The organism is Micromonospora sp. 067-2, assembly GCF_046549295.1.
GTDB lineage: Bacteria > Actinomycetota > Actinomycetes > Mycobacteriales > Micromonosporaceae > Micromonospora.
Genome location: NZ_JAJPWB010000005.1, coordinates 1 through 23620, shown reverse-complemented (window position 1 = coordinate 23620; position 23620 = coordinate 1). Strand labels below are relative to the sequence as shown.

General features: G+C 71.1%; 23 protein-coding genes, 2 tRNA genes and 1 rRNA gene. 18 read left to right on the top strand and 8 right to left on the bottom strand.

The features are described from left to right. The first annotated feature begins 66 nt into the window (after positions 1-66). The 4 genes from ACLJN9_RS12895 to ACLJN9_RS12880 all read left to right on the top strand — a co-directional run bounded on the left by ACLJN9_RS12895 (position 67) and on the right by ACLJN9_RS12880 (position 3326). Positions 67-693, top strand: a complete 627-nt coding sequence (locus ACLJN9_RS12895; protein WP_410811482.1) for a disulfide bond formation protein DsbA — start codon at positions 67-69, stop codon at positions 691-693. Positions 694-886: 193 nt separating this feature from the next. Next, positions 887-1483, top strand: coding sequence for a hypothetical protein (locus tag ACLJN9_RS12890; protein ID WP_410811481.1), 597 nt, complete (start codon positions 887-889; stop codon positions 1481-1483). Positions 1484-1572: 89 nt separating this feature from the next. After that, positions 1573-2772, top strand: a complete 1200-nt coding sequence (locus tag ACLJN9_RS12885) for a DUF1015 family protein (protein WP_410811480.1) — start codon at positions 1573-1575, stop codon at positions 2770-2772. Between the two features lie 86 nt (positions 2773-2858). Further along, complete coding sequence (locus ACLJN9_RS12880; RefSeq protein WP_410811479.1) at positions 2859-3326, top strand: ribose-5-phosphate isomerase; 468 nt, start codon at positions 2859-2861, stop codon at positions 3324-3326. 5 nt (positions 3327-3331) lie between these two features. Here the strand turns inward: ACLJN9_RS12880 and ACLJN9_RS12875 are convergent, their stop codons facing one another. Further along, on the bottom strand, positions 3332-3700 hold the full coding sequence (locus tag ACLJN9_RS12875; RefSeq protein WP_410811478.1) for a hypothetical protein: 369 nt from the start codon (positions 3698-3700) through the stop codon (positions 3332-3334). A gap of 141 nt (positions 3701-3841) precedes the next feature. Here ACLJN9_RS12875 and ACLJN9_RS12870 point away from each other — a divergent pair, with 141 nt between their 5' ends. Next, positions 3842-4387, top strand: coding sequence for a hypothetical protein (locus tag ACLJN9_RS12870; protein WP_410811477.1), 546 nt, complete (start codon positions 3842-3844; stop codon positions 4385-4387). A gap of 167 nt (positions 4388-4554) precedes the next feature. Here ACLJN9_RS12870 and ACLJN9_RS12865 read toward each other — a convergent pair whose 3' ends face one another. Continuing rightward, positions 4555-5319 (bottom strand): class I SAM-dependent methyltransferase, encoded by a 765-nt coding sequence (locus tag ACLJN9_RS12865; RefSeq protein WP_410811476.1) that lies wholly within the window; start codon positions 5317-5319, stop codon positions 4555-4557. A 130-nt stretch (positions 5320-5449) separates the two neighbouring features. On the opposite strand from ACLJN9_RS12865, the gene ACLJN9_RS12860 reads away from it, so the two are divergent. Genes ACLJN9_RS12860 through fxsT form a run of 3 tightly spaced genes read left to right on the top strand, consistent with a single transcriptional unit; the run spans position 5450 to position 10065 of the window. Further along, positions 5450-5842 (top strand): CU044_2847 family protein, encoded by a 393-nt coding sequence (locus tag ACLJN9_RS12860; RefSeq protein ID WP_410811475.1) that lies wholly within the window; start codon positions 5450-5452, stop codon positions 5840-5842. 57 nt (positions 5843-5899) lie between these two features. Continuing rightward, a complete protein-coding gene (locus ACLJN9_RS12855) occupies positions 5900-6868 on the top strand; it encodes a trypsin-like peptidase domain-containing protein (protein ID WP_410811474.1) in 969 nt (322 codons plus the stop codon). Beyond that, positions 6865-10065, top strand: a complete 3201-nt coding sequence (gene fxsT, locus ACLJN9_RS12850) for an FxSxx-COOH system tetratricopeptide repeat protein (RefSeq protein ID WP_410811473.1) — start codon at positions 6865-6867, stop codon at positions 10063-10065. The genes ACLJN9_RS12855 and fxsT overlap by 4 nt, the downstream gene beginning before the upstream one ends. 48 nt (positions 10066-10113) lie before the next feature. On the opposite strand, the gene ACLJN9_RS12845 is transcribed toward fxsT, so the two are convergent. The 3 genes from ACLJN9_RS12845 to ACLJN9_RS12835 form a co-directional block, all read right to left on the bottom strand. After that, positions 10114-11340 (bottom strand): aKG-HExxH-type peptide beta-hydroxylase, encoded by a 1227-nt coding sequence (locus ACLJN9_RS12845; RefSeq protein WP_410811472.1) that lies wholly within the window; start codon positions 11338-11340, stop codon positions 10114-10116. Then, positions 11301-11453: a hypothetical protein gene (locus ACLJN9_RS12840; protein ID WP_410811471.1), complete on the bottom strand. Its 153-nt coding sequence runs from the start codon at positions 11451-11453 to the stop codon at positions 11301-11303. Before ACLJN9_RS12840 ends, ACLJN9_RS12845 begins: the two co-directional genes overlap by 40 nt. 200 nt (positions 11454-11653) lie before the next feature. Next, a complete protein-coding gene (locus ACLJN9_RS12835; RefSeq protein WP_410811470.1) occupies positions 11654-13795 on the bottom strand; it encodes a M14 family zinc carboxypeptidase in 2142 nt (713 codons plus the stop codon). Between the two features lie 194 nt (positions 13796-13989). Here ACLJN9_RS12835 and ACLJN9_RS12830 point away from each other — a divergent pair, with 194 nt between their 5' ends. After that, on the top strand, positions 13990-14499 hold the full coding sequence (locus tag ACLJN9_RS12830) for a SigE family RNA polymerase sigma factor (RefSeq protein WP_410811469.1): 510 nt from the start codon (positions 13990-13992) through the stop codon (positions 14497-14499). Continuing rightward, entirely contained in the window at positions 14496-15338 is an 843-nt protein-coding gene (locus ACLJN9_RS12825) for a hypothetical protein (protein WP_410811468.1), read from the top strand. The genes ACLJN9_RS12830 and ACLJN9_RS12825 overlap by 4 nt, the downstream gene beginning before the upstream one ends. A 69-nt stretch (positions 15339-15407) precedes the next feature. On the opposite strand, the gene ACLJN9_RS12820 is transcribed toward ACLJN9_RS12825, so the two are convergent. Next, positions 15408-15481: transfer RNA gene (locus ACLJN9_RS12820), tRNA-Gly, on the bottom strand. A 193-nt stretch (positions 15482-15674) separates the two neighbouring features. Between ACLJN9_RS12820 and ACLJN9_RS12815 the strand changes: the two genes are divergently transcribed. The 5 genes from ACLJN9_RS12815 (at position 15675) to clpX (ending at position 20276) form a co-directional block, all read left to right on the top strand. After that, positions 15675-15748: transfer RNA gene (locus tag ACLJN9_RS12815), tRNA-Pro, on the top strand. 135 nt (positions 15749-15883) lie between these two features. Further along, on the top strand, positions 15884-17230 hold the full coding sequence (gene tig / locus ACLJN9_RS12810) for a trigger factor (RefSeq protein ID WP_410811467.1): 1347 nt from the start codon (positions 15884-15886) through the stop codon (positions 17228-17230). Between the two features lie 223 nt (positions 17231-17453). After that, entirely contained in the window at positions 17454-18095 is a 642-nt protein-coding gene (locus ACLJN9_RS12805) for an ATP-dependent Clp protease proteolytic subunit (protein WP_410811466.1), read from the top strand. A gap of 10 nt (positions 18096-18105) precedes the next feature. Beyond that, on the top strand, positions 18106-18768 hold the full coding sequence (locus ACLJN9_RS12800) for an ATP-dependent Clp protease proteolytic subunit (RefSeq protein WP_410811465.1): 663 nt from the start codon (positions 18106-18108) through the stop codon (positions 18766-18768). A 212-nt stretch (positions 18769-18980) separates the two neighbouring features. Beyond that, complete coding sequence (clpX, locus tag ACLJN9_RS12795; protein ID WP_357818000.1) at positions 18981-20276, top strand: ATP-dependent Clp protease ATP-binding subunit ClpX; 1296 nt, start codon at positions 18981-18983, stop codon at positions 20274-20276. A gap of 24 nt (positions 20277-20300) precedes the next feature. On the opposite strand, the gene ACLJN9_RS12790 is transcribed toward clpX, so the two are convergent. Further along, positions 20301-20927, bottom strand: a complete 627-nt coding sequence (locus ACLJN9_RS12790) for a helix-turn-helix domain-containing protein (protein WP_410811464.1) — start codon at positions 20925-20927, stop codon at positions 20301-20303. 41 nt (positions 20928-20968) lie between these two features. On the opposite strand from ACLJN9_RS12790, the gene ACLJN9_RS12785 reads away from it, so the two are divergent. Continuing rightward, on the top strand, positions 20969-21802 hold the full coding sequence (locus ACLJN9_RS12785; protein ID WP_410811463.1) for an EamA family transporter: 834 nt from the start codon (positions 20969-20971) through the stop codon (positions 21800-21802). Between the two features lie 39 nt (positions 21803-21841). Next, the gene (locus tag ACLJN9_RS12780; RefSeq protein WP_410811462.1) at positions 21842-22639 is read left to right on the top strand and encodes a carbon-nitrogen hydrolase family protein; all 798 of its coding nucleotides are present in this window, start codon (positions 21842-21844) and stop codon (positions 22637-22639) included. A 4-nt stretch (positions 22640-22643) separates the two neighbouring features. Here the strand turns inward: ACLJN9_RS12780 and ACLJN9_RS12775 are convergent, their stop codons facing one another. After that, positions 22644-22868: a hypothetical protein gene (locus ACLJN9_RS12775; protein ID WP_410811461.1), complete on the bottom strand. Its 225-nt coding sequence runs from the start codon at positions 22866-22868 to the stop codon at positions 22644-22646. Positions 22869-23497: 629 nt separating this feature from the next. Between ACLJN9_RS12775 and ACLJN9_RS12770 the strand changes: the two genes are divergently transcribed. Further along, positions 23498-23620 (top strand): 16S ribosomal RNA (locus ACLJN9_RS12770); the annotation flags it as partial.

Genomic DNA, 23620 nt, shown 5'->3' with positions numbered 1-23620 from the left:
GCTGCGGGGTGAAGATTCGAAGAGACGCCGGACTGCCGGCGCCACCCGTCGCGAAGGGACCTCACCGTGACCGATCGTGTCACCGCCGACATGTGGTTCGACCCGGCCTGCCCGTGGGCGTGGATCACGTCCCGCTGGCTGCTCGAGGTCGAGCAGGTTCGTGACGTGGACATCCGCTTCCACGTGATGAGTCTGGCCGTGCTGAACGAGGGCCGGGACGAGCTGCCCGAGGAATACCGGACCTTCCTTCGCACCGCCTGGGGCCCGGTGCGGATCTGCATCGCCGCCGAGCAGCGGTACGGCGGCGACGTCCTGCGCGCCCTCTACACCGCGCTCGGCACCCGGATCCACCTCGGCAAGGAGGAGCGGGGGCAGGAGCTCTACGTCGCCGCGCTGACCGACGCCGGTCTGGACCCGGCGCTGGCAGCGGCCGCCGACAGCACCGACTACGACGAGGCGCTGCGGGCCAGCCACGAGGCCGGCATGCGCCCGGTCGGGCAGGACGTCGGCACCCCGGTCGTCCACGCGCCCGGTCCGGACGGCAGCCCGGTCGCCTTCTTCGGTCCGGTGATCACGCCGGCGCCGAAGGGTGAGGCTGCCGGCCGGCTCTGGGACGGCGTCCTGCTGGTCGCCGGTGCTCCGGGCTTCTACGAGCTGAAGCGCACCCGCGAGCAGGGCCCGATCTTCGACTGATCCAGGACCGCGACGCGCCCCCGTCTCCGGCAGCCTCGACTGCCCGGAAACGGGGGCGCGTCGCGTTCGGCGCGCCGCCGGACCCGCGGTCGGCGGCGGTTGCTGCGTCACCGGTGGGCGGGCGGCGTCGTTTCCCTCGGTGTCCGCCGCAGCGACCCGCAGGGCCGCACCGCAGCTCGTGGAGGCAATCCCGATGGCCAAGCACCGTGCGTCCGGTGACGATCAGCTGACCCCGCAGGGGGTGATCGAGACACCCGGCGCGGCCTACTGGTCGGTTGACGACTCCCGCTGGCCGTCGGTCCGTCCCGACCTGCCCGCCCACCTGGTGGACCTGCTCGCGCCTCCCATCGTGGTCGGCGTCGCCCGGGTCCCGGTAACGTCCCGCCTCACTCCGCCCGGGCCTCCGCCCGGCACCGGCCAGGCCGGCCCGTCGACACCGACCGCAGGCGCCGCGCCGGCCGAACCGCCGACGCCCGTCGTACCGTCAGCGGGCGCACCGACGCCCGTGCCCGTCGTGCCGTCGGTGGTCGTGCCGTCGGCGGCCGCGCCGGCCGAGCCGGCGCCGCCTCCGCCGGCGCCCGCCGCCCCGCGGCCGGTGCCGACGCCGCCGCTGAGCCCACGACCCGTCCCGTCGCCGCCACCCGAGCCGCGTCCCGTGCCCGGGCCGCCCGCGGCACCCCGACGAAACGCGACCACCGGCCCCGCCGCGACCGGCCGCCGAGGAAACGGCGGAGCCGCCGCCGCCGGCCGGCACCGCCGGCACAACGGCTATTCCGGCCGCGCCGGCTGACCGCCGCCCGAGGCTCCGGCACTTTCATCTGGTGGACGCCGTGCGGGTCCCCGCCGGTGCCGGCCTCGTCGCCGGTAGCGTCAGCGGGCATGACGGTCGTATCCCCGATCGCCCGGGCCTGGATCACCACCGGCGGCACCGGCGCGCAGAACTACGACGAGTTCGCCGACGACGCGGAGATCACCGCGATCATCGAGGCGAACCCGCACAGTGCCCTCGGCATCGAGATGCCGCACCGGGCGCCGGAGAGCCGGGGGAAGTCGTTCCTCGACGCGCTGCCGGACGCGGTGGCCCGCTTCGCCGAGGCCAGGGCCGACGGCAGTTACACACCGGCGGAGCAGGTGGTGGTGCTCTACCGGATCAGCGCGCCGGGCGAGGAGTCCGCGTACGGGCTGTTCGCGATGGTGGACACCGACCAGATCTCCACCCGGGCCGACGAGCCCGGCCTGGTCATCCGCAACGAGGACGTCTTTCCCGCCAAGGTCCGTGAGCGGGTGGCGCTCGCCGACGCGCTGGGGCACCTGCTCTCGCCCGTACTCCTGCTGCAGACCGGGTGCGGCGACGAACTGCACGCCGCGCTCGCGGCGGCGAGCGACGCGGCCGGCGTGCCCGCGGCCACGGACACCGACCAGGCGGGGCGCACCCACGCCATCTGGCTGCTCGGCCCGGGCCCCGAGCAGGACGCGCTCACCGCACTCGCCGGTGGCGGGGATCTGGTGGTCGCCGACGGCAACCACCGCAGCCTGGCCGCCCAGACCGGCGGGCTGCGGCAGTTCCTGGCCGTGGTCACCACCCCCGCGTCGGTGGCCATCCAGCCCTACAACCGGCTGGTCAGCGAGCTGACCACCACGCCAGAGGAGCTGCTGGACCGGCTGCGCGCGGCGGGCGCCGGGGTCGAGCCGATCGCCGGCCCGGTCGAGGTCCCGGCGGCCGGCGGCACCGTCCACCTTCGGCTGACCGACCAGGGGTACGCGGTGCGCCTGCCCGCCACCGCCGACGGCCACCTGGAGAACCTGGACCACGCCCTGGTCGAGCGGCTGTTGCTGCGCGACGTGCTGGGACTGGACCCGGGCGACAAGCGGATCACCTATGTCGGTGGTGACTACCCGGCGAGCTGGCTCACCGGTGAGGTCGACGCGGGCCGGGCCGAGCTGGCCATTCTGATCGCTCCGGTGACCGTGGCGGACTTCGTGGCGGTCAACCTGGCCCGCGAGAAGATGCCTCGCAAGAGCACCTGGTTCACCCCGAAGGCGCGCGGTGGTCTGGTGGTCGCCGAACTGCCTCGCTGAGCGAGCACCCACGACCGTGTGACGAACCCGGCTTCCCGACGCCGCCGCTGCGGCGTCGGAGACGACCGCCTGACAGACTTCCGGGTATGCGCGTCTACCTGGGATCCGATCACGCCGGTTTCGAGTTGAAGGTGCACCTGGCCAACCACCTGGCCAAGCAGGGCTACGACGTGGTCGACGTCGGCCCGCACGGCTACGACCCGGACGACGACTATCCGACGTTCTGCCTGCACACCGGCGACCGGGTGGTGGCCGACGCGACCGGCCTCGCGGTGGTCATCGGCGGGTCCGGCAACGGTGAGCAGATCGCCGCGAACAAGGTCGCCGGGGTACGCGCCGCGCTGGCCTGGAGCGTCGAGACCGCCCAGTTGGCCCGCCAGCACAACGACGCGAACGTGGTCGCGGTCGGCGCCCGCCAGCACACCCTGGACGAGGCCACGGCCATCGTCGAGGCGTTCCTGAGCACCCCGTTCTCCGGCAACGAGCGGCACGCCCGCCGGATCGCCCAGGTGGCCGAGTACGAGTTGACCCGGCAGCTGCCCGACCTGCCCTGACCCGGTCAGCGTGGGGGGCGGGGAAGATCCTCGCGGGGCACCCAGTTGCGCCGGACGACCACCACCCGGGCCTCCGCCTCGGCGAGGTCGTCGTCGGTGGGCCGGGCCGCGTCCCGGGCCCGCAGCGCGGCACTCAACCCCACCTGGGACGAGCCGGAGCCGACCAACCCGCGCAGCCCTCGCTCGCCGTCGCGGTCGTCGGCCTGACCGCGTAGACCGCCCGAGCCGGCCGGGCCGCGGCGGCGGGGCGGCGACGGCTCCGCGCCGTCGTGCATCCCGGCCGTGCTGACCGCCGGGCTGTCGGCGGCCCGCCCGGCCGGTTCCGAGTCGGGATGGTGGCGCAGCCGCCGTCGTCGTCGGTCCGAGTCACCCATCAGGCGACCGTACCCGCACCGGTGTGGGTTCCGACACCGTCGTGCCGGCGCTCGGCCCCGGACGGGCTCCCCGACCGGTTTGCCGGCTGGTTACCCTCGCATTCAGGTGGCGGTCGTGCCACCGGTCAGGGGGAGGGCGAAATGGCAGACCAGACGCAGCCGTGGGCGGAGCGGACCGTTGAGGTGCCACCGCAGGGCGACGTCGGGGTGCCGGCGCAGCGGGACGGTTTCCGCCGGGGCGTGGCCTCGGTGGGCCAGCCGCGCACACCGCGGACCGAGCCGTTCCCGGTGGTCGAGCAGGAGCCGACCGGCACCGGCTGGCCGGGCGACGCGGTGCCGCGCCGGCCGCTGAGCTGGCGTCTGGCGCAACTGCGTCGCGGCGGCGAGTGGAGCGTCGCGGCCGGGCTCTTCGCGTTCGTGTGCTGGGGGATCTGGGCGCTCTCCGGCCAGGGTGACCTGACCGGCCCGCTCCTCGTGCTGGTGGTGAGCCTGCTGGTGGCGGTCGGCCTGTTCGCGCTGTTCCGTCTGATCGGCCGGGTGGTGCTGGAGCGGCAGCTGGGACGGGTCCGGCGCAGTGCGCGCGGCGCGCACCTGGCGACGGCGGTGTTCCTGGCCGGTCTCGGTGTTGCCTGGCTGCAGCAGACCGAGTGGGTCGTGTCGGCCTGGAACTGGGTCACCTCGAACTGATCCCGGTGGGCCGGTCGGGCGCCCGACGAAGCCCTCGGGGTACGCCCGGACGGGCCGGCCAGCGCCGCCCGTCCGCGCGCCCGATCGCGGCAGACCCGCGACCCGGTCGTCTCCCCACCAGGCCGGCGGCTACTTACCCGCTCGGCCCCGGTTCATCCGCGGCCGGTTCACCGTTGCGGTTTGTGGGCTCGCACCAGGACACGCTGCGCGTGGGCCACGAACGGGCCGTGGCGACGGATGTGCTCGTGCAGGTCGGCGAGGCGGGGCCGGTATCGGTCCACGGAGAAGTCGGGCACCGCCCAGATGACCTTGCGGAGGAAGTACACCACCGCGGCCACGTCGTCGAAGGTGGTCCGCAGCGCCTCGTGCCGCAGTTCGTCGACCACCAGGCCGGCGGCCCGGGCGGAGGCCGCCGCACGCTCCGGGCTTCGTTCGTCGCCGATCGGGCGGGGACCGGTGAAGAACTGGGCCAGTTCCCGGTTCGAGCCCGGCCCGATCTGCTGGGCCAGGTACGTTCCGCCGGGGATCAGAACCCGGGCGATCTCGTCCCAGCGCACCACGTTGGGATGGCGGCTCACCACCAGGTCGAAGCTCTCGTCGGGAAACGGGAACGGAGCGTCCTCGGCGACGTCGACGACCCGTACGCCGCGCGGTTCGAGGGTGCGCCTGGCGAGCCGGAGGTTGGGCGGCCAGTGTTCGGTGGCCACCGTCACCGGTGGAAGCTTCGGCACCTCCGAGAGGACCTCCCCGCCGCCGGTCTGGATGTCCAGCGCGGCGCGGGCCGCCGCCATGCGGGCCGAGATGAGTCTCAGATATCCCCAGGACGGGCGCTGTTCGCTCGCACGACCCTGGAGCCAGGAGAAGTCCCAGCCATCGACGGGCGCGCTCGCGCCTTCGACGAGCAGATCTTCGAAGGTCGCCGTGTCATACATTCCGCCAGGCTGACAGGGCAACCACCTCGGTCGCAAGCAGGAATGCCCGTGTCGGCACGGGGCGTAGTCAATGACCACTGTCAGTGATCTGACACCGATTCCGAAGGATCTCTCGGCGAGAATTCCTCGCGTGGCAGATCTCCTACGTTTCGAATCCGAGCAGGGCGTGCTGCTGGTCGAGGAACACGTCGGCACCGATCTGGAACGGGTCGGTCTGCTCGACCGGATCCGTCCCGCACGGCAGTCGCTGGAAACGGCACTGGCCCAGATCAAGCCCGCGCTCGGCGCGGTGCTCGGGGTGGTCCGCGAGATGCCGGCGCGGCCCGGTCAGGTCGAGGTCGAGATCGGCGTGACGCTCACCGCGGAGGCCGGCGCCGTGGTCGCCCGGACGAGCGTGCAGGGCCACCTGAAGGTCACGTTGATCTGGACCGACGGCCTCGACGAGGCACCGGCCGGGGCCGCTTCCCGGCAGGGCGCGGGGGCACACCGGACCGGGTCGGACGAGATCGCCGCGAATGGCTGACGGCACGGCCCGCCGCCGGTGGCCCGGCGCCCAGGTCGACCTGTCGCGGGGCCGCCGATGATCGGCACCCGGCCGCTCGACGGTCGGGTGCGGGTGCTCGCCGGCCGGCCCGCGTCGGTCGTCGGCGCGGGCATCCAACTGACCTCGGATCACGTGCTGACCTGCTGGCACGTCGTCCACGACGGCGCCGGGTCGAACCCGACGGGGCTGCTCGTCGACACCCCGGCCCACCCCGAGGCGCGAGTGACCGCCGAGGTGGCGTGGTCCCGCAGCGTCGGCCCGGAGGGGGACGGCGACGTGGCGGTCCTGCGCTGCGCCACACCCCTGCCGTCCGCTCCCGCCACCCTTGCCGACCGTGGGAACGACGAGTTCGACGTCCGGATCGTGGGTTTTCCGGCCAACACCCCGGCGTCCGTCGTGGTGACGGCACGGACCGTCGGTCCGGTCGACGCCGCCACCGGTTGGCGCCAACTGGACCGGGTCTCCTCGGTGACGGCGGGGATCGACCGAGGTTTCAGTGGCGCCGGGGTGTACGACGCCGACGGCGCCGTGGTGGGCATGGTGATGGCCCGGACGAGAGTCGGCGAGCAACTGGTCGCCTGGATGCTTCCGGTTCGGCTGTGGCGTGCCCTGCTCCCGAGCGGCCTGCTACCGACCGGTCTGCTGCCCTCCGCCGGGCGGACGGCGACCGGGGCGGCCCGCCGGCCCGTGGGAGCTGTTTCGTTCGCGGAGAAGATGGCGCTGGCCCGGCTGCTGGAAGACGTTCCCGTACTCCGCAACCCTGACAGCCGTCAATTGGTCACCCAGTCACTGCCCCCGCATATGTGGCGTGCGGTGCACCCATTCGGGCCGCTCGGCCTCGACATGTTCAGTCTGATCCGGACGGGCTTAGAATACGACGATGGAATTCCCGCCCTCTATCACGTCCTGCTGGCGATGGAAGGGCACGACAGCAGGCCCGTCAAGGCGTTCCACGACCTTGCCGAGAGCCTGGGCCTGCTGACGCGTACGGAGGACAATCGGTGACGACACCCCGGATGCCGACCGCTCAGGTGCAGGCCATCTGTGAGGCGCTGCTGTCGTTGACCTCGATGAACGACGCGAACACCCGGTCGCTCTACCTCGACGAGGTGGAGGGGGAGCTGCGCAAGCCGCTGTCGGTGCCGAGGCACGCCGAGGTCCGCTACGACGTCTACCGCATCGTGCGGGCCTGCGCGCAGGAGCCCCGGGGCGTGCCGGTGCTGCTGCAGGTCATCTCCAACTTCCATCCGGGTGCCGCCGCGGTCACCGGCGCCCAGCAGGTGTACCTCTCCTGGCTGCTGGCGCAGCTTCTGGCCGACGTGCCCACCGACGTGCTGGCCGCGGCGGCCACCGCGGTCACGGGCACCCAGCTGTCGCGGGAGAACCTCGTCGAGCTCGTCGATGCCGTCGGATGGCAGCCGACGGGCGCGTGGGCGGCACCCGCGGCGGTGGCGTTGGCGGGGCTGGTCCTCACCGGCATCGAGTCGGACGGAAGGCCGATCGAGCAGTGGTTGCGGGACGCCGCCGCGGTCATGCGACTCAGCACCGCCGACCTCGACGAGCTGCGCGTGGCTGCGAAGGCGCACTGGGCGTCGCTACGATCCCCGCAACAGGCGGCACCGGTCGAGGCCGGTGGAGAGGAACCTGAATCTGACATGCGCAGGACGATCATCATCGAGGAGACGACGCCCCAGCGTTCCCGAACTCTCATCCGGGGCGGCGTCCCGCCGCGCAACCTGTACTTCACGGGTCGGCAGGGGCAGCTGGTCGAGCTCGACGAGCTGCTCTCGTCGCAGCACCGGGCCTCGGTGCTGCCGGAGGCCGCACTGCGCGGTGTCGGTGGAGTCGGCAAGACCCAGCTGGCGATCGAGTTCGCCTACCGGTACGCGGACCGCTACCAGCTCATCTGGTGGATGACCGCCGAGGACCTCAGCGCGGTGCGCACCTCCCTCGCGGCCCTCGGCGAGCGGCTCGGCCTGCCGGCGAGCACCAGTCTCGAGCAGACCGTGCGTACGGTGCTCGACTCCCTGTCCACCAGTTCGCTCAGCTGGTTGCTGGTCTACGACAACGCCGACGATCCCCACGAGCTGGCGTCGCTCATGCCCTCGTCGAACCTTGTCGGTGAACGCGGCCACGTCCTGGTGACCTCGCGGAACATGGCCTGGTCGGCGAGCGCGCAGACCCTGGACGTCGACGTGTTCACCCGCGCCGAGAGCGTGGAGCTGCTGCGCAAGCGCCGTCCGTCGATCTCCGACGACGACGCCCGCCGGCTCGCCGCCGAGCTGGGCGACCTTCCGCTGGCCCTGGAACAGGCGGCCAGCTGGCTGCTCACGATGCTCTCCTCGGTCGACGAATACCTCACCGACCTCAAGCAGCACGCTCGTGAGTTGCTGGGTGAGGGGCAGCCCCGGCAGTACCGGGGCACCGTGCTGACGGTCGTCTCGATGGCGCTCGCCGCCCTGCGGGAGCAGAACCCCGCCGCCGCCCAGCTGATCCAGCTGCTGTCCTTCCTCAGCCCGGAGCCCGTCCCGATGCGCCTGCTGTGGGAGGGGCGCCGCGCCGAGCTGACCGGCCCGTTGCACGCCATCCTGCAGGAGCGCAACGACATCGCCCGCGCCATCCGGCAACTGGCGTCGTTCGGTCTGGCGAAAGCGGACAACGCCGGTCGGCACGTGCAGGTGCACCGGCTGGTGCAGGCGGTCATCCGGGAGGGGCTGGCCGAGCAGGGCGACGACACCGCTCTGGAGAACGCGCGAAGGCTGCTCTCCGCCGCCAACCCCGGCTTCCCCGACGACCGGAGCACCTGGCCGCGCCATGCCGACATCGCGCCGCACGTCCGCCCCGCCGGTCTGATCCACGGTGCCATCGACGCCCGTCGTACCGCGATGGACCAGCTGCGCTACATCTACAACCTCGGCGACTTCGAAGGCTGCCGGGATTTCGCCGAGGAGATCCTGGCCGCCTGGGACCACCCGGAGCCGGGTGGCGAGCGCAGTGGCGACCCACTGACCCTGCTGGCTCTGCGGCGATACGCGGACGCCCTGCGGCTGCTCGCCGACCCCCGTGCCGCCGACTTCGGCTTCGAGGCGTTGGAACGGATGCGTGCGAGCCTCGGGGAGGAGCACGAGTACACGTTGGGCGCGGCCAACAGCGTCGGTGCCGATCTGCGCCGGACGGGCGACTTCCCGGCCGCGGCCGACCTGGACCGGCGCAACCTCGACGTCCACCGCAGGGTGCTCGGCGACGGGCATCCGAGCACGCTGCGGGTGATGAATTCGATGGCCATCGACCTTCGCCTGATCGGCGACTTCGAGGGGGCGTACGAGCTCAACCTCGAGGTGGAGCGGCATGCCGGCGCGGCCCTGGAGGATGGCACCTACCCGCTGGTGCTGGCGCAGGAAGCCCAGGCCCGCGACCTCTACCTGCTCGGCCGGTACGAGGACGCGCTGGCGCTGCTGGACAGGTCCCTGCCGGTGCAGCGGTCGTTGCTGGGCGCGGAACACCTCACCGTGCTGCGCGCCACCTGTATCCACATCGCCTGCCTGCGCAAGACCGGCCGACTGGACGCCGCCGTGGCGGAGGGCACCACCAACTACCGCACGGTGACCCGCCGCTTCGGGGCCGACCACGTGCTGGCGGCGGAGGCGGGTATGACCTGTGCCAACGCGATGCGCGCGGCGGGCGACGCCACGCAGGCCCACGCCCTGGCGACCCAGGGTCACGCCACCTTCCGTACCGTCTTCGGGGAGCGGCATCCGGTCACGCTCTGCGCGGCGGTCAACCTCGGGGTGATCCTGCGGGCCCGCAACTTCGACCGTGATGCGCGGGCGCTCGGCGAGGCCACCCTGCAGGCGATGGGGGAGGCGTTGCCGGTCACCCATCCGTACCTGCTGAGTGCTCGCTCCGCGCAGGCGATCAACCTGGTGCGCTCGCACCGGCTGGCACAGGCGCAGGAACTGTCCGCGTCGATTCTCGAGGACTCCCGCCGGTTGCGGGGGCCACAGCATCCGTACACGCTCTACTGCGCGGTGAACGCCGCGGTGGACCTGATCGAGGTCGGCGACGAGGCCCGGGGCCGTGAGCTGCTCGACGGGGCGACCGCCGGGCTGGAGGCGCTGTTCGGGCCGGATCATCCCGAGGTGGACGCCGCCCGCGGGCAGCGACGCATCGAGTGCGACATCGAGACCGTCGGGCTGACCTGACCCGGCGTTCCGCGTGGTGGCACGACCGGCCGGTGCCGGCGGGTTTGTTCAACCCGCGGCGATCGTTCGCTGGCGGGCCCGCTCCATCTCCGCCACCTCCCGCCGCGCCGCCGCGTCGGCCGCCACCGGGACGGGTACGGCAGCGAGGCGTCGGATCCGTCCGGCCAGGAGATCGGTCCAGAGACGCCCGGCGGAGGTGAGACTCCGGGCCCGGTCGAGTTCCCGCAGGGCGCGGTCCAGTTGCGCCCGCACCGTCGCGAACCGCTCGGTGGCCTGGGACGCCAGTCCCGGGTACGCGCGGAGCGCGGCCCACACCTCCGCGACCGCGGTGAAGGCGTACGTGCCGTGCAACAGGCCGTCGATCGGGCGGGGGTCGGGCCGCCAGGGCGCGAAGTAGAGCTCGGGATCGGCCCGTTCGGCGAGCTGGACCAGGCCCAGCAGGGCGTTGAGCTTGCTGTGCTGCAGCTCGTGCACCATCGTCACGGCCAGCTCGACGGGGGTGAGGTCGACGTCGGCGGCGAAGGCCCCGAAGCCGTCGGCGTGGGTGACGCTGTGCCCGCCCGTGGCGCCGCCGGCCAGTGGCACGAACACGTTCATCCCGGCACCCAGCTCGGCGGCGTGCCCCGGTGCGCTCGCGACCAGCAGACGCCATGCCCGTCCGACGGTACGTTCCAGGCCGGCCGCCTGCTGCGGTGTGAGCCGGGCGGCGACCGGCCGGCCGAAGCAGTCGCGGTAGGGGTCCAGGTCGTCGACACGCAGGTCGAGGGTGAGCGACAGGTGGGTGAAACACCACCGGCGGACGGGCGTCCACCGCCGTCCGGCGAGATCGGCTGGCGTCACCACCGTTACGCCGTCGCCTCGGCGCAGCACCCCGAGCCCCGGCACGGGCACCAGCCCCGCGTACGCCCGCACCGGGACCGGCGCCTCCGTCCAGCCGGCGCGGGCGGCCGCCGCGAGCGCTGCGAAGGGGAGGTATTCCGGTCGAACGGTGCTGGCGCGCCGGACCCGGTCGACCGCCCAGACGGCCAGCCACGGATGCCCGAGCAGCTCGTCGACGGCGACGGGGTCGATGTGCTGAGCGTGACCGAGCAGATGCGCCGCAGCCGACAGGGATTCGTCCCGGTCGGCGAGGCTCTTGAGGACGAGCATCGTGCGGTTGCGCTGTGCGCGCCGCAGACCCTGAACAGCGGCGGGGTCCGCCCGACCGTCGGCGAGCCGGGCGAACTCCGACCGGCTCAGGTGGAGTCGGCTCCGGGGTCGAGGAAACTGTTCCACCCGGTCAGCGTGGTCTGCCGGGGGCTCTTCAGCGTCGCGACCAGCTCTTCGATCCATCGGGCCAGTTCCGGATCCTCGTCGCGTAGCAGGCGGCTCAGGCCCTGCGTTGCCACGTCAACCACATCCAGGTGATCAGGTACGGGTTGCTCAGTCATCGATGTCCCGGGTTCACGCAGGCGTGCTGATATGAAAACACGTCAGCATCTATGATCACCATCGGCTCACCGGGGGTCACCGGTGGTTGCCGGCGGGAACGGGGGCGCCGAGCCGTACCGTCGCCGGGTGCGGCCGACGACGGTACGGGACCACCCGGTCAGCCGGTGGCCGCCTCGGCGGCGGCGTGGTCGCGGGCCACCCGGACCAGCTCGACCAGCCCGCCCGCGTACTCCTGGGACTCGCCGTGGGCCTCGTCGAACGGCGGCTGGAAACCGACGCCCTCCCACTCGCCGGTGGCCGGGTTCCACCGGTCGTTGCCGACCTCGAAGTCCCAGGCGAAGATGCCCAGCTCGTAGTAGAGCTGGTCGGCGGAGTTCCCGGCGGCGGAATAGAGCACGTCCGCGACCGGACCGGTCTGCGACGGCCAGGTGACGGTGCCCCGCTCCTGGGCGATGGCGCCGACGATGCGTCGGGCGCTGTCGAGGAACAGCGTCGACTCGTCGATCGACGGCCGGGGCAGCGTGATCCGCCCGTCCGCCCGGTACGCCCCCGGCGGCCACATGAAGTACCCGCCGAAGGAGTGCACGTTCATCGCGAACCTGATGTTCGGATGGGCCTGGGCGAGCGCGATCACGTTGCGGCTCTCCGGCTCGGACAGCTCGCCCGTGCCCGCGTAGTTGCCGGAGAGGCAGTTGGCGCTGGCCCCCACGTAACCGTCGAAGTAGGACCCGACCGTGTAGTTGCGGTTGATGTCGACGCCCCACGAGTTGCGGTACCTCGGGTCGCGGGTCGGCCCGGTGCAGTGGTTGACCAGGTTCTTGCGCTGGAAGTTGTAGTCGTTGAACGAGTAGTTCGCGCCGTCCGGGTTGACCGTCGGGATGACGAAGACGTCGACCTGCTCCAGCAACTCGCGGGTGGCCGGGTCGGTGCGTGCGTTGGCAAGCATCCGCTCGGCGAACTCGAGGGTCACCAGCGGCGTGGCCCACTCCCGGGCGTGCTCCTGGGAGTACGCGAGCACCCCGACCCGAGAACCGTCCCGGTGCACGCCGAGGCGCAGCGCCTGCACCGTCCACGGCCGCGCCGGCACCTCGGTGCCCTGCAGGCCGTCGTCGAGTCGGGCCGGGCCGGCGACCGGCATGGGCAGGCCGGCCGAGCCGTCCTCGACGCTGGCCCGGAACCGGGTCGGTTGGCGGGCGTTGATCGCAGCCGCGACGTCGTCGGTGGTGCTCACCGTCTTGCCGGCGCCGTCGGTGCCCAGCGAGACAGTGAGGACGCGGTCCCGGTAGCCGACGGTCAGCGCCCGGTTCGGCCGGCCCGGGTCGACCGTGCGCACCTGCACCCCGTTCATGCTCTGGTCGCCGAAACGGATCGACTCGACCACCACGGCTGCCGCCGCCGGGTCGCCCAGGTACGCGACCGCGGTGCGCCGGTACCCCTGGGTCTTGTTCGGCAGGTCGATCACGTCCACCAGGTCCCGGTACTGACGGCCCAGCCGCTTGATCCGCGCCTGGATGTCCACCGGCGTCAGGTACGCGTCGATGAAGTCCTTCTGGTAGCCGGCCGGTAGCGGCGGTGGGGCGGCGTCCGGCCAGAGCGTCGGGGTGACCACCCGGCTGACCCCGCCGAGGCTGGAGGTGGCGGTCAGCGCGACCGGCCGGCTCGGCACCGGCTGGGGCAGTGCGTAGTGGTACTGGTACTCGCCGGAGTCCTCGAAGCGGTAAAGCGGGAACGAGCCGGTGGCGCCGTCGACCGTCCGCCAGTTGACGGTGATCTCCACGTCCGGGTCGTCGGTGGCGGTGGTGGCCACCTGGGCCTGCAGGAAGGTCTGTCCACCCGTGGTCCACCAGTACGCCTGCTGCACCTGGAGGGTGTCCGCGGCCGCGGTGGTCCGTTGGCCGGCGGCCGGGGCGCGCAGGCCGGCCCTGGTGCGGGCCTGCGCCGCGCGGACACTGTCGGCGAAGTGCCGGCTGCCGTCTCCGGTGCGCTGCACGATCTGGACGGCGGTCGCACCCTGGGCGGTCAGGTCGGCGAGTTGGGCGCCGGTGAGCACCAGGTCGGCGAGGATCCGCCCGTCCCGGGCCCGCGGCCGGTTGGCCAGGTCGGCGCCGGCGGCGACCAGCCGGTCGAGCTGCGCCTGATCGCGTAGCTGGACCCGCACCAGGGCGGTCTCGGCGGTGGTCAGGGTGATCGGGGTGGCCGGAGCGGCGGGTGCCGCGGTGCCCGGACCGGGGTGGGACAGCACCGCGCTGATCAGGATCGCTGTGGTTGCGGCGGCTGTCCACCGTCGTCGGACGATCATGTGCCCTCCTGACGGACATCGATGTCTCTGGTTCTCAGACCAGTGCATAGATCGACACCTGTCAAGGGAGGTGATCGGTGGGTGCCACGGGCCGACACGCAACCGGCACCCGGTCCGGAACGTTCCACGGACGCGGTGCAACCCGCTGAGCTGGACCCCGCGTGTCTACCTCGAAACGGGGATCGGAGGCATGAATGAGCGATCGCGACGAGGCGTTCGCCGAGTACTTCGCGGCGAGGTCCGGTGCCATGCGCGGCACCGCGTACCTGCTGTGCGGCGACTGGCACCGGGCCGAGGACCTGGTCCAGACCGCCTTCGTCAAGCTCTATCTGGTCTGGAACCGGGTCGCGCGGCACGAGGTGCTCGACAACTACGTACGCCAGATCCTGATCAGGACATTCCTCGACGAGCGGCGCCGCGGCTGGTGGCGACGTGAACGGGTGGGGGGCGACGACGCCGAACAGGTCATCGCGCCCGACTCGCCGGAGAGTCGGCTGGTGCTGCTCCAGGCACTGGCCTCCGTTGCACCGCGCCAGCGGGCCGTTCTGGTTCTGCGGTACTGGGAGGACCTCTCGATCGAGGACGTCGCGGCCCTGCTGGCGTGCTCTCCGGGGACGGTGAAGAGCCAGGCGGCACGCGGGCTCGACACGTTGCGTGGCCTCCTGGCACCCACACACAGCGGGATCGAGATGGGGGAGCGATGAACGAACAAGAGTTGCGCGACGCGCTGCGTAGCGAGATGGCGGGCGCCACCCCGCCACCACCACTGAGTACGGGGGTCACGCTCGGCGTGGCGCGCAGGGTGCGACTCCGCCGTCGCGCGATGTGGGCGTCCCTCGGATCGGCGGCGGTCGTGTTGGCGGTCGCCGGCTTCGCTGCGGTCGGCACCCCGGGCGACGGTGTCTACGAACCGGCGGGTCACGGGCCACCGACCACCTCGCAGGAGTCGGCGGAGACCAAGGAGGCGTGGCCGACCGGGCCGGACGGTCGCCCCCAGGAGGACCGGACCGCGCGGGCCGGTTCCAGGTACGACCAGGGTTCCCGCCTGCTCGACGAGGTCGTCTCCGTGGTGCCGGCCGGCCACACCGCGCCGGACGATCCGGCCAACCAACCCGCCGACCAGAGAACGCTGCGGACCCACGAGGCGCAGTTCGAGGCCAAGGTGAACGGCGTCGACCTGTGGAGTTATCTGTCCTCGGTCGCCGTGGCCAAGGGGAAGGGCACCGGGCGCGTGCTCGTCGAGGTGCACGACGCCGGCAACCAACTGCCGACCGAGCCGTGCGCGCTGGCCCGGAGTTTCTGGGGCATGCGGGGCCGGTGTCAGGTCGAGACCGTCGGCGCGGCGCAGGTCGGCGTGGTGGTTGAACCGAGCGGCGACGATCGGCTCGACCAGTGGTCGGCCTACCGGCACCCGGACGGTGTGGTGGTCTTCGTGGCGCAGGGCGCGCGGTTCGACGAGAACGGGCCGGGGTTGACGAAGCTGCCGTTCTCCGAGCAGGAGCTGGCGGCCCTCGCGGTCGACGAACGGTTCCACCTGCGCTGACACGTTGACTCGGCCTGGCCGAGTGGGCCCAGGTGCCGCGATCGTGCGGTCCACCTGGGCCTTCGTGCGTGGAGCGGGCGACGAGAATCGAACTCGCGTAGTCAGTTTGGAAGACTGAAGCTCTACCATTGAGCTACGCCCGCGTACGCCCCGCCAGTGCGGGACGTGCTGAGAGCGTACCCAATCCCGGTGCCGACCGCGCAGCCGCACCACTGCGCACCACGCCGGCCTCGGGGGCATGAGTGTGCGTTAAGGGTGCCTTCGGGTGATGTGTCCGGTAGGGGGATGCCCCGGCACCGCCCGAGGCGCGTCGACGGCATAGACTGCACGTCGCCACGGGGTGTGGCGCAGCTTGGTAGCGCACTCGCTTTGGGAGCGAGGGGCCGTGGGTTCAAATCCCGCCACCCCGACAGTTGTTCGCGGACCGGCGCGCTCGGAAAACCCACGCGGTTCCGGGCGCTGCCGGAGCGGCACGCCGGCTCGCCTACACTCGATGCGCTGAAACCATGCCAAGACTCAACTGAGATCCGTCAAGGAGTACGCCTGTGAAGAGCACCGTCGAGACTCTGAGCCCGACGCGCGTGCGGCTCGCCATCGAGGTGCCGTTCGTCGAGCTCGAGCCGAGCCTCAAGAAGGCGTACCGGGAGATCGGCTCGCAGGTCCAGGTCCCGGGCTTCCGCCGAGGCAAGGTGCCGACCGCGGTGATCGACCAGCGGGTGGGCCGGGGCACCGTCCTCAACGAGGCGGTCCAGGACGCCATTCCGGACAACATCCTCGCCGCCGTGCGCGAGCACGACCTCAAGACGCTGGGGCGTCCCGAGGTCGAGATCACCGAGTTCAACGACGGTGACTCGCTGAACTTCACCGCCGAGGTGGACGTCCGTCCGGAGATCACCATCCCCGACGCCACCACCATCGAGGTGACCGTCGACGAGCTGCAGATCGACGAGAGCGAGATCGACGAGCAGGTGAAGAACCTGCGGGAGCGGTTCGCCACCCTCAAGACCGTCGAGCGGGCCGCCGCCGAGGGCGACTACGTCCAGATCGACCTGAACGCCACCGTCGACGGCGAGGACGTGCCGGGCGGTCAGGCCAGCAACATCTCCCACGAGGTGGGCAGCAAGCAGCTCCTGCCGGGCCTCGACGAGGCCGTGGTCGGCCTCGCCGCCGGCGACGACACCACCTTCACCACGCAGCTGGTCGGCGGCGACTTCGCCGGCCGGGACGCCGAGGTGGCGGTGACCGTGCGCACGGTCAAGGAGAAGGAGCTGCCGGAGCTGAACGACGAGTTCGCCCAGATGGCGAGCGAGTTCGACACGATCGAGGAGCTGCGCGGCGACCTGCGGGCGCGGGTCACCCAGGGCAAGCAGGTCGAGCAGATCTACGCGGCTCGCGACAAGGCGCTCGCGGAGCTGGTCGAGGCCGCGGACGTGCCGGCGCCGGAGGGGATCGTCCGCGAGGAGGTGGCCAGCCGCAAGCAGGCCATGGTCGACCAGCTGGAGCGGATCGGCGCCTCCCTGGAGGAATACCTCGCAGCCGAGGAGAAGACCGAGGAGCAGATCGACGCCGAGCTGACCGAGGCCGCGACCGAGGGCGTCAAGGTGCAGCTGGTGCTGGACACTCTGGCCGATGCCGAGGACGTCCAGGTCTCCGACGACGAGTTCGGTCACGAGATCGTGCACCGGGCGCAGCGCGCCGGGATGGCCCCGCAGCAGTACTACGACCAGCTCGTGCGTTCCGGCGCGGCCGCCGCGATCTTCGGTGACGTCCGTCGGGGCAAGGCGCTCGCGGCCGTCATGGAGCGCATCAAGATCAAGGACTCGGCCGGCAACGAGGTCACCCTTGACGCGCTGCGCGCGGCCAACGAGGCGGAGCACAACCACGAGCACTGATCGTCGGGTGCGGCCGCCGTCCGCCGCGCAGCGGTGGACGGCGGCCGAATCCATTCCGGGCGTACGCCCGGGTGGCCAGCACTGCCGGGGTACGCCCGGAAGCCCGCGCCGCGGGTGCGCCCGACACAGCTGCGCTGAGAGCGAACAGTGCCCCGACCGGGACTCTGCCGCCCCCCACAGCGGTTAGTGTCGGGAAAGACGGTACGGAGAGCGAAGGGCTGCCATGACCGACATGCACATCCCAGCGAAGCCGCTCCGGGCGATTGATGCCCGAGGTGGCGACACCATTGGCAACCTCGACGACTCGGTCTACAACCGGTTGCTCAAGGAGCGCATCATCTTCCTGGGCAGCGAGGTGACCGACCAGGTCGCCAACCGCATCTGCGCGCAGCTGCTGCTGCTCGCCGCGGAGGACCCGGACCGCGACATCAATCTGTGGATCAACTCGCCGGGTGGCTCCGTCTACTCCGGCATGGCGATCTACGACACCATGCAGTTCATCGACAACGACGTGTCGACCGTGGCGATGGGCATGGCGGCCTCGATGGGCCAGCTGCTGCTCTGCGCGGGCACCAAGGGCAAGCGATACGCCCTGCCGCACGCCCGGATCATGATGCACCAGCCGTCCGGTGGTCTGGGCGGCACGGCGTCCGACATCGCCATCCAGGCGGAGCAGATGCTCTACACGAAGCGGATGTTCCAGGAGCGGGTCGCGCACCACACCGGCCAGGCCCAGGGGCAGATCGAGGCGGACTCGGACCGGGACCGTTGGTTCACCGCCCAGGAGGCCATGGACTACGGCTTCATCGACAAGGTGATCATCGGGGCCGCTCAGGTTCCGGATGGCGCCGGGACCCTGAGCTGAGGAGCTGACGATGACCGATCTGAGCTTGCCGCCCCAGTTCGCGGCCGTGCACAACCGCTACGTGCTTCCGTCGTTCGTCGAGCGCACGTCGTACGGCGTCAAGGAGTCCAACCCGTACAACAAGCTCTTCGAGGACCGGATCATCTTCCTCGGCGTGCAGGTGGACGACGCCTCGGCCAACGACGTGATGGCCCAGCTGCTGACGCTCGAGGGCACCGACCCGGACCGCGACATCATCATGTACATCAACTCGCCGGGTGGCTCGTTCACCGCGATGACGGCGATCTACGACACCATGCAGTACGTCCGTCCCGACATCCAGACGGTCTGCCTCGGGCAGGCCGCCAGCGCCGCCGCGGTGCTGCTGTCGGCCGGCACGCCGGGTAAGCGGATGGCCCTCCCGAACTCGCGGATCATCATTCACCAGCCGGCCACCGAGGGCGGCTACGGGCAGGGCTCGGACATCGAGATCCAGGCTCGGGAGATCCTGCGGATGCGGACGCAGCTGGAGGACATGCTCTCCCGGCACTGCAACCGGCCCATGGAGCAGGTCCGCAAGGACATCGACCGTGACAAGATCATGACGGCCGAGGAGTCCAAGGAGTACGGGCTGGTCGACACGATCCTGACCAGCCGTAAGAAGGGCCTGCTGGCGGCCCACTCCACGAGCTGAGCCACACCGGGTCAGAGGTTGGCCGGGGCGTGCGGTTCCCGGCCGACCTCTGACACACCCGTTTTGGGGGTCGGAGAATGTCCCGCCAGCGGGTAACGTCGGGTCCGTACCGCTTCGCCGGTTCGGCCGGCGCAGGAAACGAGAGCCGGACGAAGCGCAGCGTCCGCAGGTCAGGGCCGGGTCTCCGGCCGATGAGTGCAGGGAGAACGTAGGTGGCACGGATCGGTGACGGCGGCGACCTACTGAAATGCTCCTTCTGCGGCAAGTCGCAGAAGCAGGTGAAGAAGCTCATCGCGGGCCCCGGGGTCTACATCTGCGACGAGTGCATCGACCTCTGCAACGAGATCATCGAAGAGGAGCTGGCCGAGTCCGGCGAGGTGAAGTGGGAAGAGCTTCCCAAGCCGATGGAGATCTGCCAGTTCCTCGACAACTACGTCGTCGGGCAGGACCAGGCCAAGAAGGCCCTCGCCGTCGCGGTCTACAACCACTACAAGCGGATCCAGGCCGAGGCGGCCAACGCGCCGGGCTCCGGCAATGACGCCGTCGAGCTGGCCAAGTCCAACATCCTGCTGCTCGGCCCGACCGGATGCGGCAAGACCCACCTGGCGCAGACCCTGGCTCGGATGTTGAACGTCCCGTTCGCCATCGCCGACGCCACCGCTCTGACCGAGGCGGGCTACGTCGGCGAGGACGTGGAGAACATCCTCCTCAAGCTGATCCAGGCCGCCGACTACGACATCAAGCGCGCCGAGACCGGCATCATCTACATCGACGAGGTCGACAAGATCGCCCGCAAGTCGGAGAATCCGTCGATCACCCGGGACGTCTCCGGCGAAGGTGTGCAGCAGGCCCTGCTCAAGATGCTCGAGGGCACGGTGGCCAACGTGCCGCCGCAGGGTGGTCGCAAGCACCCGCACCAGGAGTTCATCCAGATCGACACCACAAACGTGCTGTTCATCTGTGGTGGCGCCTTCGCCGGCCTGGATCAGATCATCGAGTCCCGCACGGGTCAGGGTGGCACCGGGTTCGGTGCCCGGCTCCGGTCGGTCTCCGAGCGATCGACCGATGACATCTTCAGCCAGGTCATGCCGGAAGACATGCTCAAGTTCGGGCTTATCCCCGAGTTCGTCGGCCGGCTGCCGGTGATCACCAACGTACGCAGCCTGGACCGCAGCGCCCTCGTGCGGATCCTCACCGAGCCACGCAACGCGCTGGTCCGGCAGTACCAGCGCCTCTTCGAGCTGGACGGCGTCGAGCTGGAGTTCGACGAGCCGGCACTGGAGGCGATCGCCGACCAGGCGATGCTGCGGGGCACCGGTGCCCGTGGCCTGCGGGCCATCATCGAGGAGGTTCTGCTCTCCGCGATGTTCGAGGTGCCGAGCAACCCCGACGCCGCCCGGGTGCTGATCACCCGCGAGGTGGTCCTGGAAAACGTCAACCCGACCATCGTGCCGCGCGAGTTCACCGGCCGTCGGGCCCGACGGGACCGCGAAGAGAAGTCGGCCTGATCGGTCTCGCGTCGCGCCGGCCGCTCAGTCCTGACGTGGCCGGCGCGAGCGGGTTCGTCGGTCCCACTCGCCCGACGGCGTGATCGCCACCATGATCAGCCGGGCCGGCGCGTCGGCGTCGTTGCGATAGCCGTGCTCCCGGTCGGCGTGGAATTCGATGGTCTCGCCGGCCCGGACGAGGTGATCCTGTCCGTCGACGAGGACGACCACCGCGCCGGTCAGCACGTGCAGCACCTCCCGGGTGCCGCGTGGGTGGTCGGGGGAGCGGTGTGCCTCCCCGGGCCTTATTCGCCAGTCCCAGAGCTCGACCAGGTCCGGTTCGCCGAGCCCGCTGAGCAGGTGGGCCGAGCCGCCGTGCTCGCCCTGCCAGAGCACCGGCGCCTCGGCGGCAGAAGTGATCTTCACGGGCCGTTCCTCGCCGGGCTCCAGGAGGCGGGCGATGTTGACGCCGAACGCGTCGGCGACGCGACACAGGGTGCCGACGCTGGGATTGGTGCGGGCGCTCTCGATCTGCACGAGCATGCCCTTGCTCACCCCGGATCGGCCGGCCAGTTCCTCGAAGGACCAGCCCCGCGCGGCGCGTAGGTCGCGTACCTGCTGGGCCACCGCTGCGGTGACCGCACCCACCCGACCGGTTCCGGCTTCGGTCATCAGACTAACCCTCGCGGTCACTATTGTGATACGACAGTGCCATGCTCCCCATTGTCCTCGCAGCGATGTCGGCAGTCGCGTTCGGCACCGCCGACTTCTCCGGCGGGAAGGCGTCCCGCCGTGCCGACCCGATCGCCGTGACCGTGGTCTCGCAGCTGCTGAGCCTTCCGCTACTGGTCGTCCTGGTGCTGGTCGTGCCCGGGACCCCGACGGTCGCGGACATCGCCTGGGGGCTGCTCGCCGGGCTGGCTGGGGCGGCCGGGATCATGCTCCTCTACCGGGCGCTCGCCGGCGGGATGATGGCCGTGGTGGCGCCGATCACCGCGATCACCGCAGCCGTGGTTCCGATCATCGCCGGCCTGTTCACCTCGACCTTCCCCGGCGCCGCGGCGCTCACCGGCGCGGGTCTCGCAGTGCTGGCGATCGCACTGGTCAGCCTGGGGGAGGGCGGCAGCCGACGGTCGGTTCCCGCACGGCTGGTGGGGCTGTCACTCGCCGCTGGCGCGCTCTTCGGCGTCTTCTTCACGCTGCTGGGCCAGGCCGGTGAGGGCGCCGGCATGTGGCCGGTGGCGGCGGTGCGGGCCAGCTCGATCGCGCTGGGTCTGGCGCTCGCCGTCGGCAGCGGCGTGCGACTCCGACTGGGTCCCCGGGTGCTGGGTTGGGCCGCGCTGGCGGGACTGCTCGACAGCGCCGCCAACGCGCTCTTCCTCGCCGCCGCCGCCCGTGGCCACCTGAGCATCGTCGCGGCGATCGCGGCGCTCTACCCGGCCAGCACCGTGCTGCTCGCGCTCGCCGTCGACCGCGAACGGCTGCGCCCGCTCCAGGTCGCCGGTCTCGGCTTCGCCGCGGGGGCTCTGGTGCTCGCCAGCATCTGATGCTGTCCGCACCGGCGCCCGCGGCCGTACCCTGGGCGCATGCGCGTCGCCGTCTGCCAACTGAACGCCCGGGACGACCGAAAGGCCAACCTGGCCGCCGCGGAGGCCCTGCTGGAACGCGCCGCCGCCGGCGGCGCAGATCTCGCCGTCCTTCCGGAGTACGTCGACTACCTCGGTCCCGCCGCGGGGCTGCCCGAGCCCGAGCCGGTGGACGGCGAGGTGGGCGCCTTCTTCGCTGGGCTCGCCCGACGACTCGGCATCTGGTTGGTGGCCGGCTCGTTCCACGAGGCCGGCCCCGACCCGGAACACACCTGGAACACGTCGCTGGTGTTCGACCGGTCCGGCACCCTCGCCGCGAGCTACCGCAAGATCCACCTGTACGACGTGGAGATCCCCGGTCGGGTCTCCTACCTCGAGTCGGCGAGCGTCGTCGCCGGTGTCCAGCCCGTCGTGGTGGACGTCGAGGGCCTCCGGGTCGGCCTGTCGATCTGTTACGACCTGCGCTTTCCGGAGTTGTACCGACGGCTGGCCACCGACGGTGGCGCCCAGTTGCTGGTGGTCCCGGCGGCGTTCATGCTGCACACCGGACGGGACCACTGGGAGGTCCTGCTGCGGGCCCGGGCGATCGAGAATCAGTGCTTCGTGGCGGCCGCCGGCCAGACCGGCGACCACGAGCCCGACCGCACCTGCTTCGGGCGCAGCATGGTCGTCGATCCGTGGGGAACGGTCCTCACCCAGTTGCCGGACGGCCCGGGGGTGTCCGTCGTCGACCTGGACCTCGACCGACTCACTGCGATCCGCGCCGAGCTGCCCAGCCTGGCCAACCGTCGGATGTGAGCCCTCAGCCCTGCAGCAGGACGCCGATCGCCGCCAGGCCGGCGATGGCCGCGGCGGTGACCAGCAGGGCGGTGGTCATCCGGGACGGGCCGCGACGTGCCAGCCGACCCACCGAGAGCACCAGCACGACCAGCACGACAGCACCGATCACCACCTGCCAGAACGGCAGGAGAAGGCCGAGTAGCGCCTCCTCGGCGAACACGGTGGCGCCGAGCCCGGACTCATCCATGCCTGACACTCTGGCACGCCGACACACCCCGCGTCGCCGGCTGCGGCAGAGACCGTTGCGCCCTGCCGGGCCGAACCAGTGATGAACCCTGATTTGCCTTCTCCGGACCGTCCGCGTAACTTTCTCTCTGCACGGGGGAGGCCGGACGAACCGGCCGAGAACGGGCGCCCAGGCTCGTGGCGGAGACGCCGAGCGAGGCTGGAGCGGGCGGTGCGGAACATCCCGGACACGGGTTGCAAACGCGAAGCCGACCGGGTAGAGTTCTGAAGCCGGCAGGAGCCGGGCAGAGAGCCGCGAAGCGGCGATCGGCCGGTCTGCGGCTTCCCACGACAGTAACGACCGCCGAGTACGGCGTGCGTCATCGTGGGTCGGACGAATTCACATTGATCACCTCGAACACGAGGTTGACAATGAAAGTTCGACCAAGTAGGTTTGAGCGGTTGCCCCGAGATTGGGTCCCAGGTGTGGGGCTTGTTGATCGGTGTGTGGTTGTTCTTTGAGAACTCAACAGGGTGCTTGTAAAGTCAGTGCCAATTATGATTTATACCCCGGACTGGTCAGTTTTTCTGGCTGGTTGGGATTCCTTTGGCAACATTTGTTTGTTGTCAGGATGCTGTTCAACTATTTTTTTGTTGGAGAGTTTGATCCTGGCTCAGGACGAACGCTGGCGGCGTGCTTAACACATGCAAGTCGAGCGGAAAGGCCCTTCGGGGTACTCGAGCGGCGAACGGGTGAGTAACACGTGAGCAACC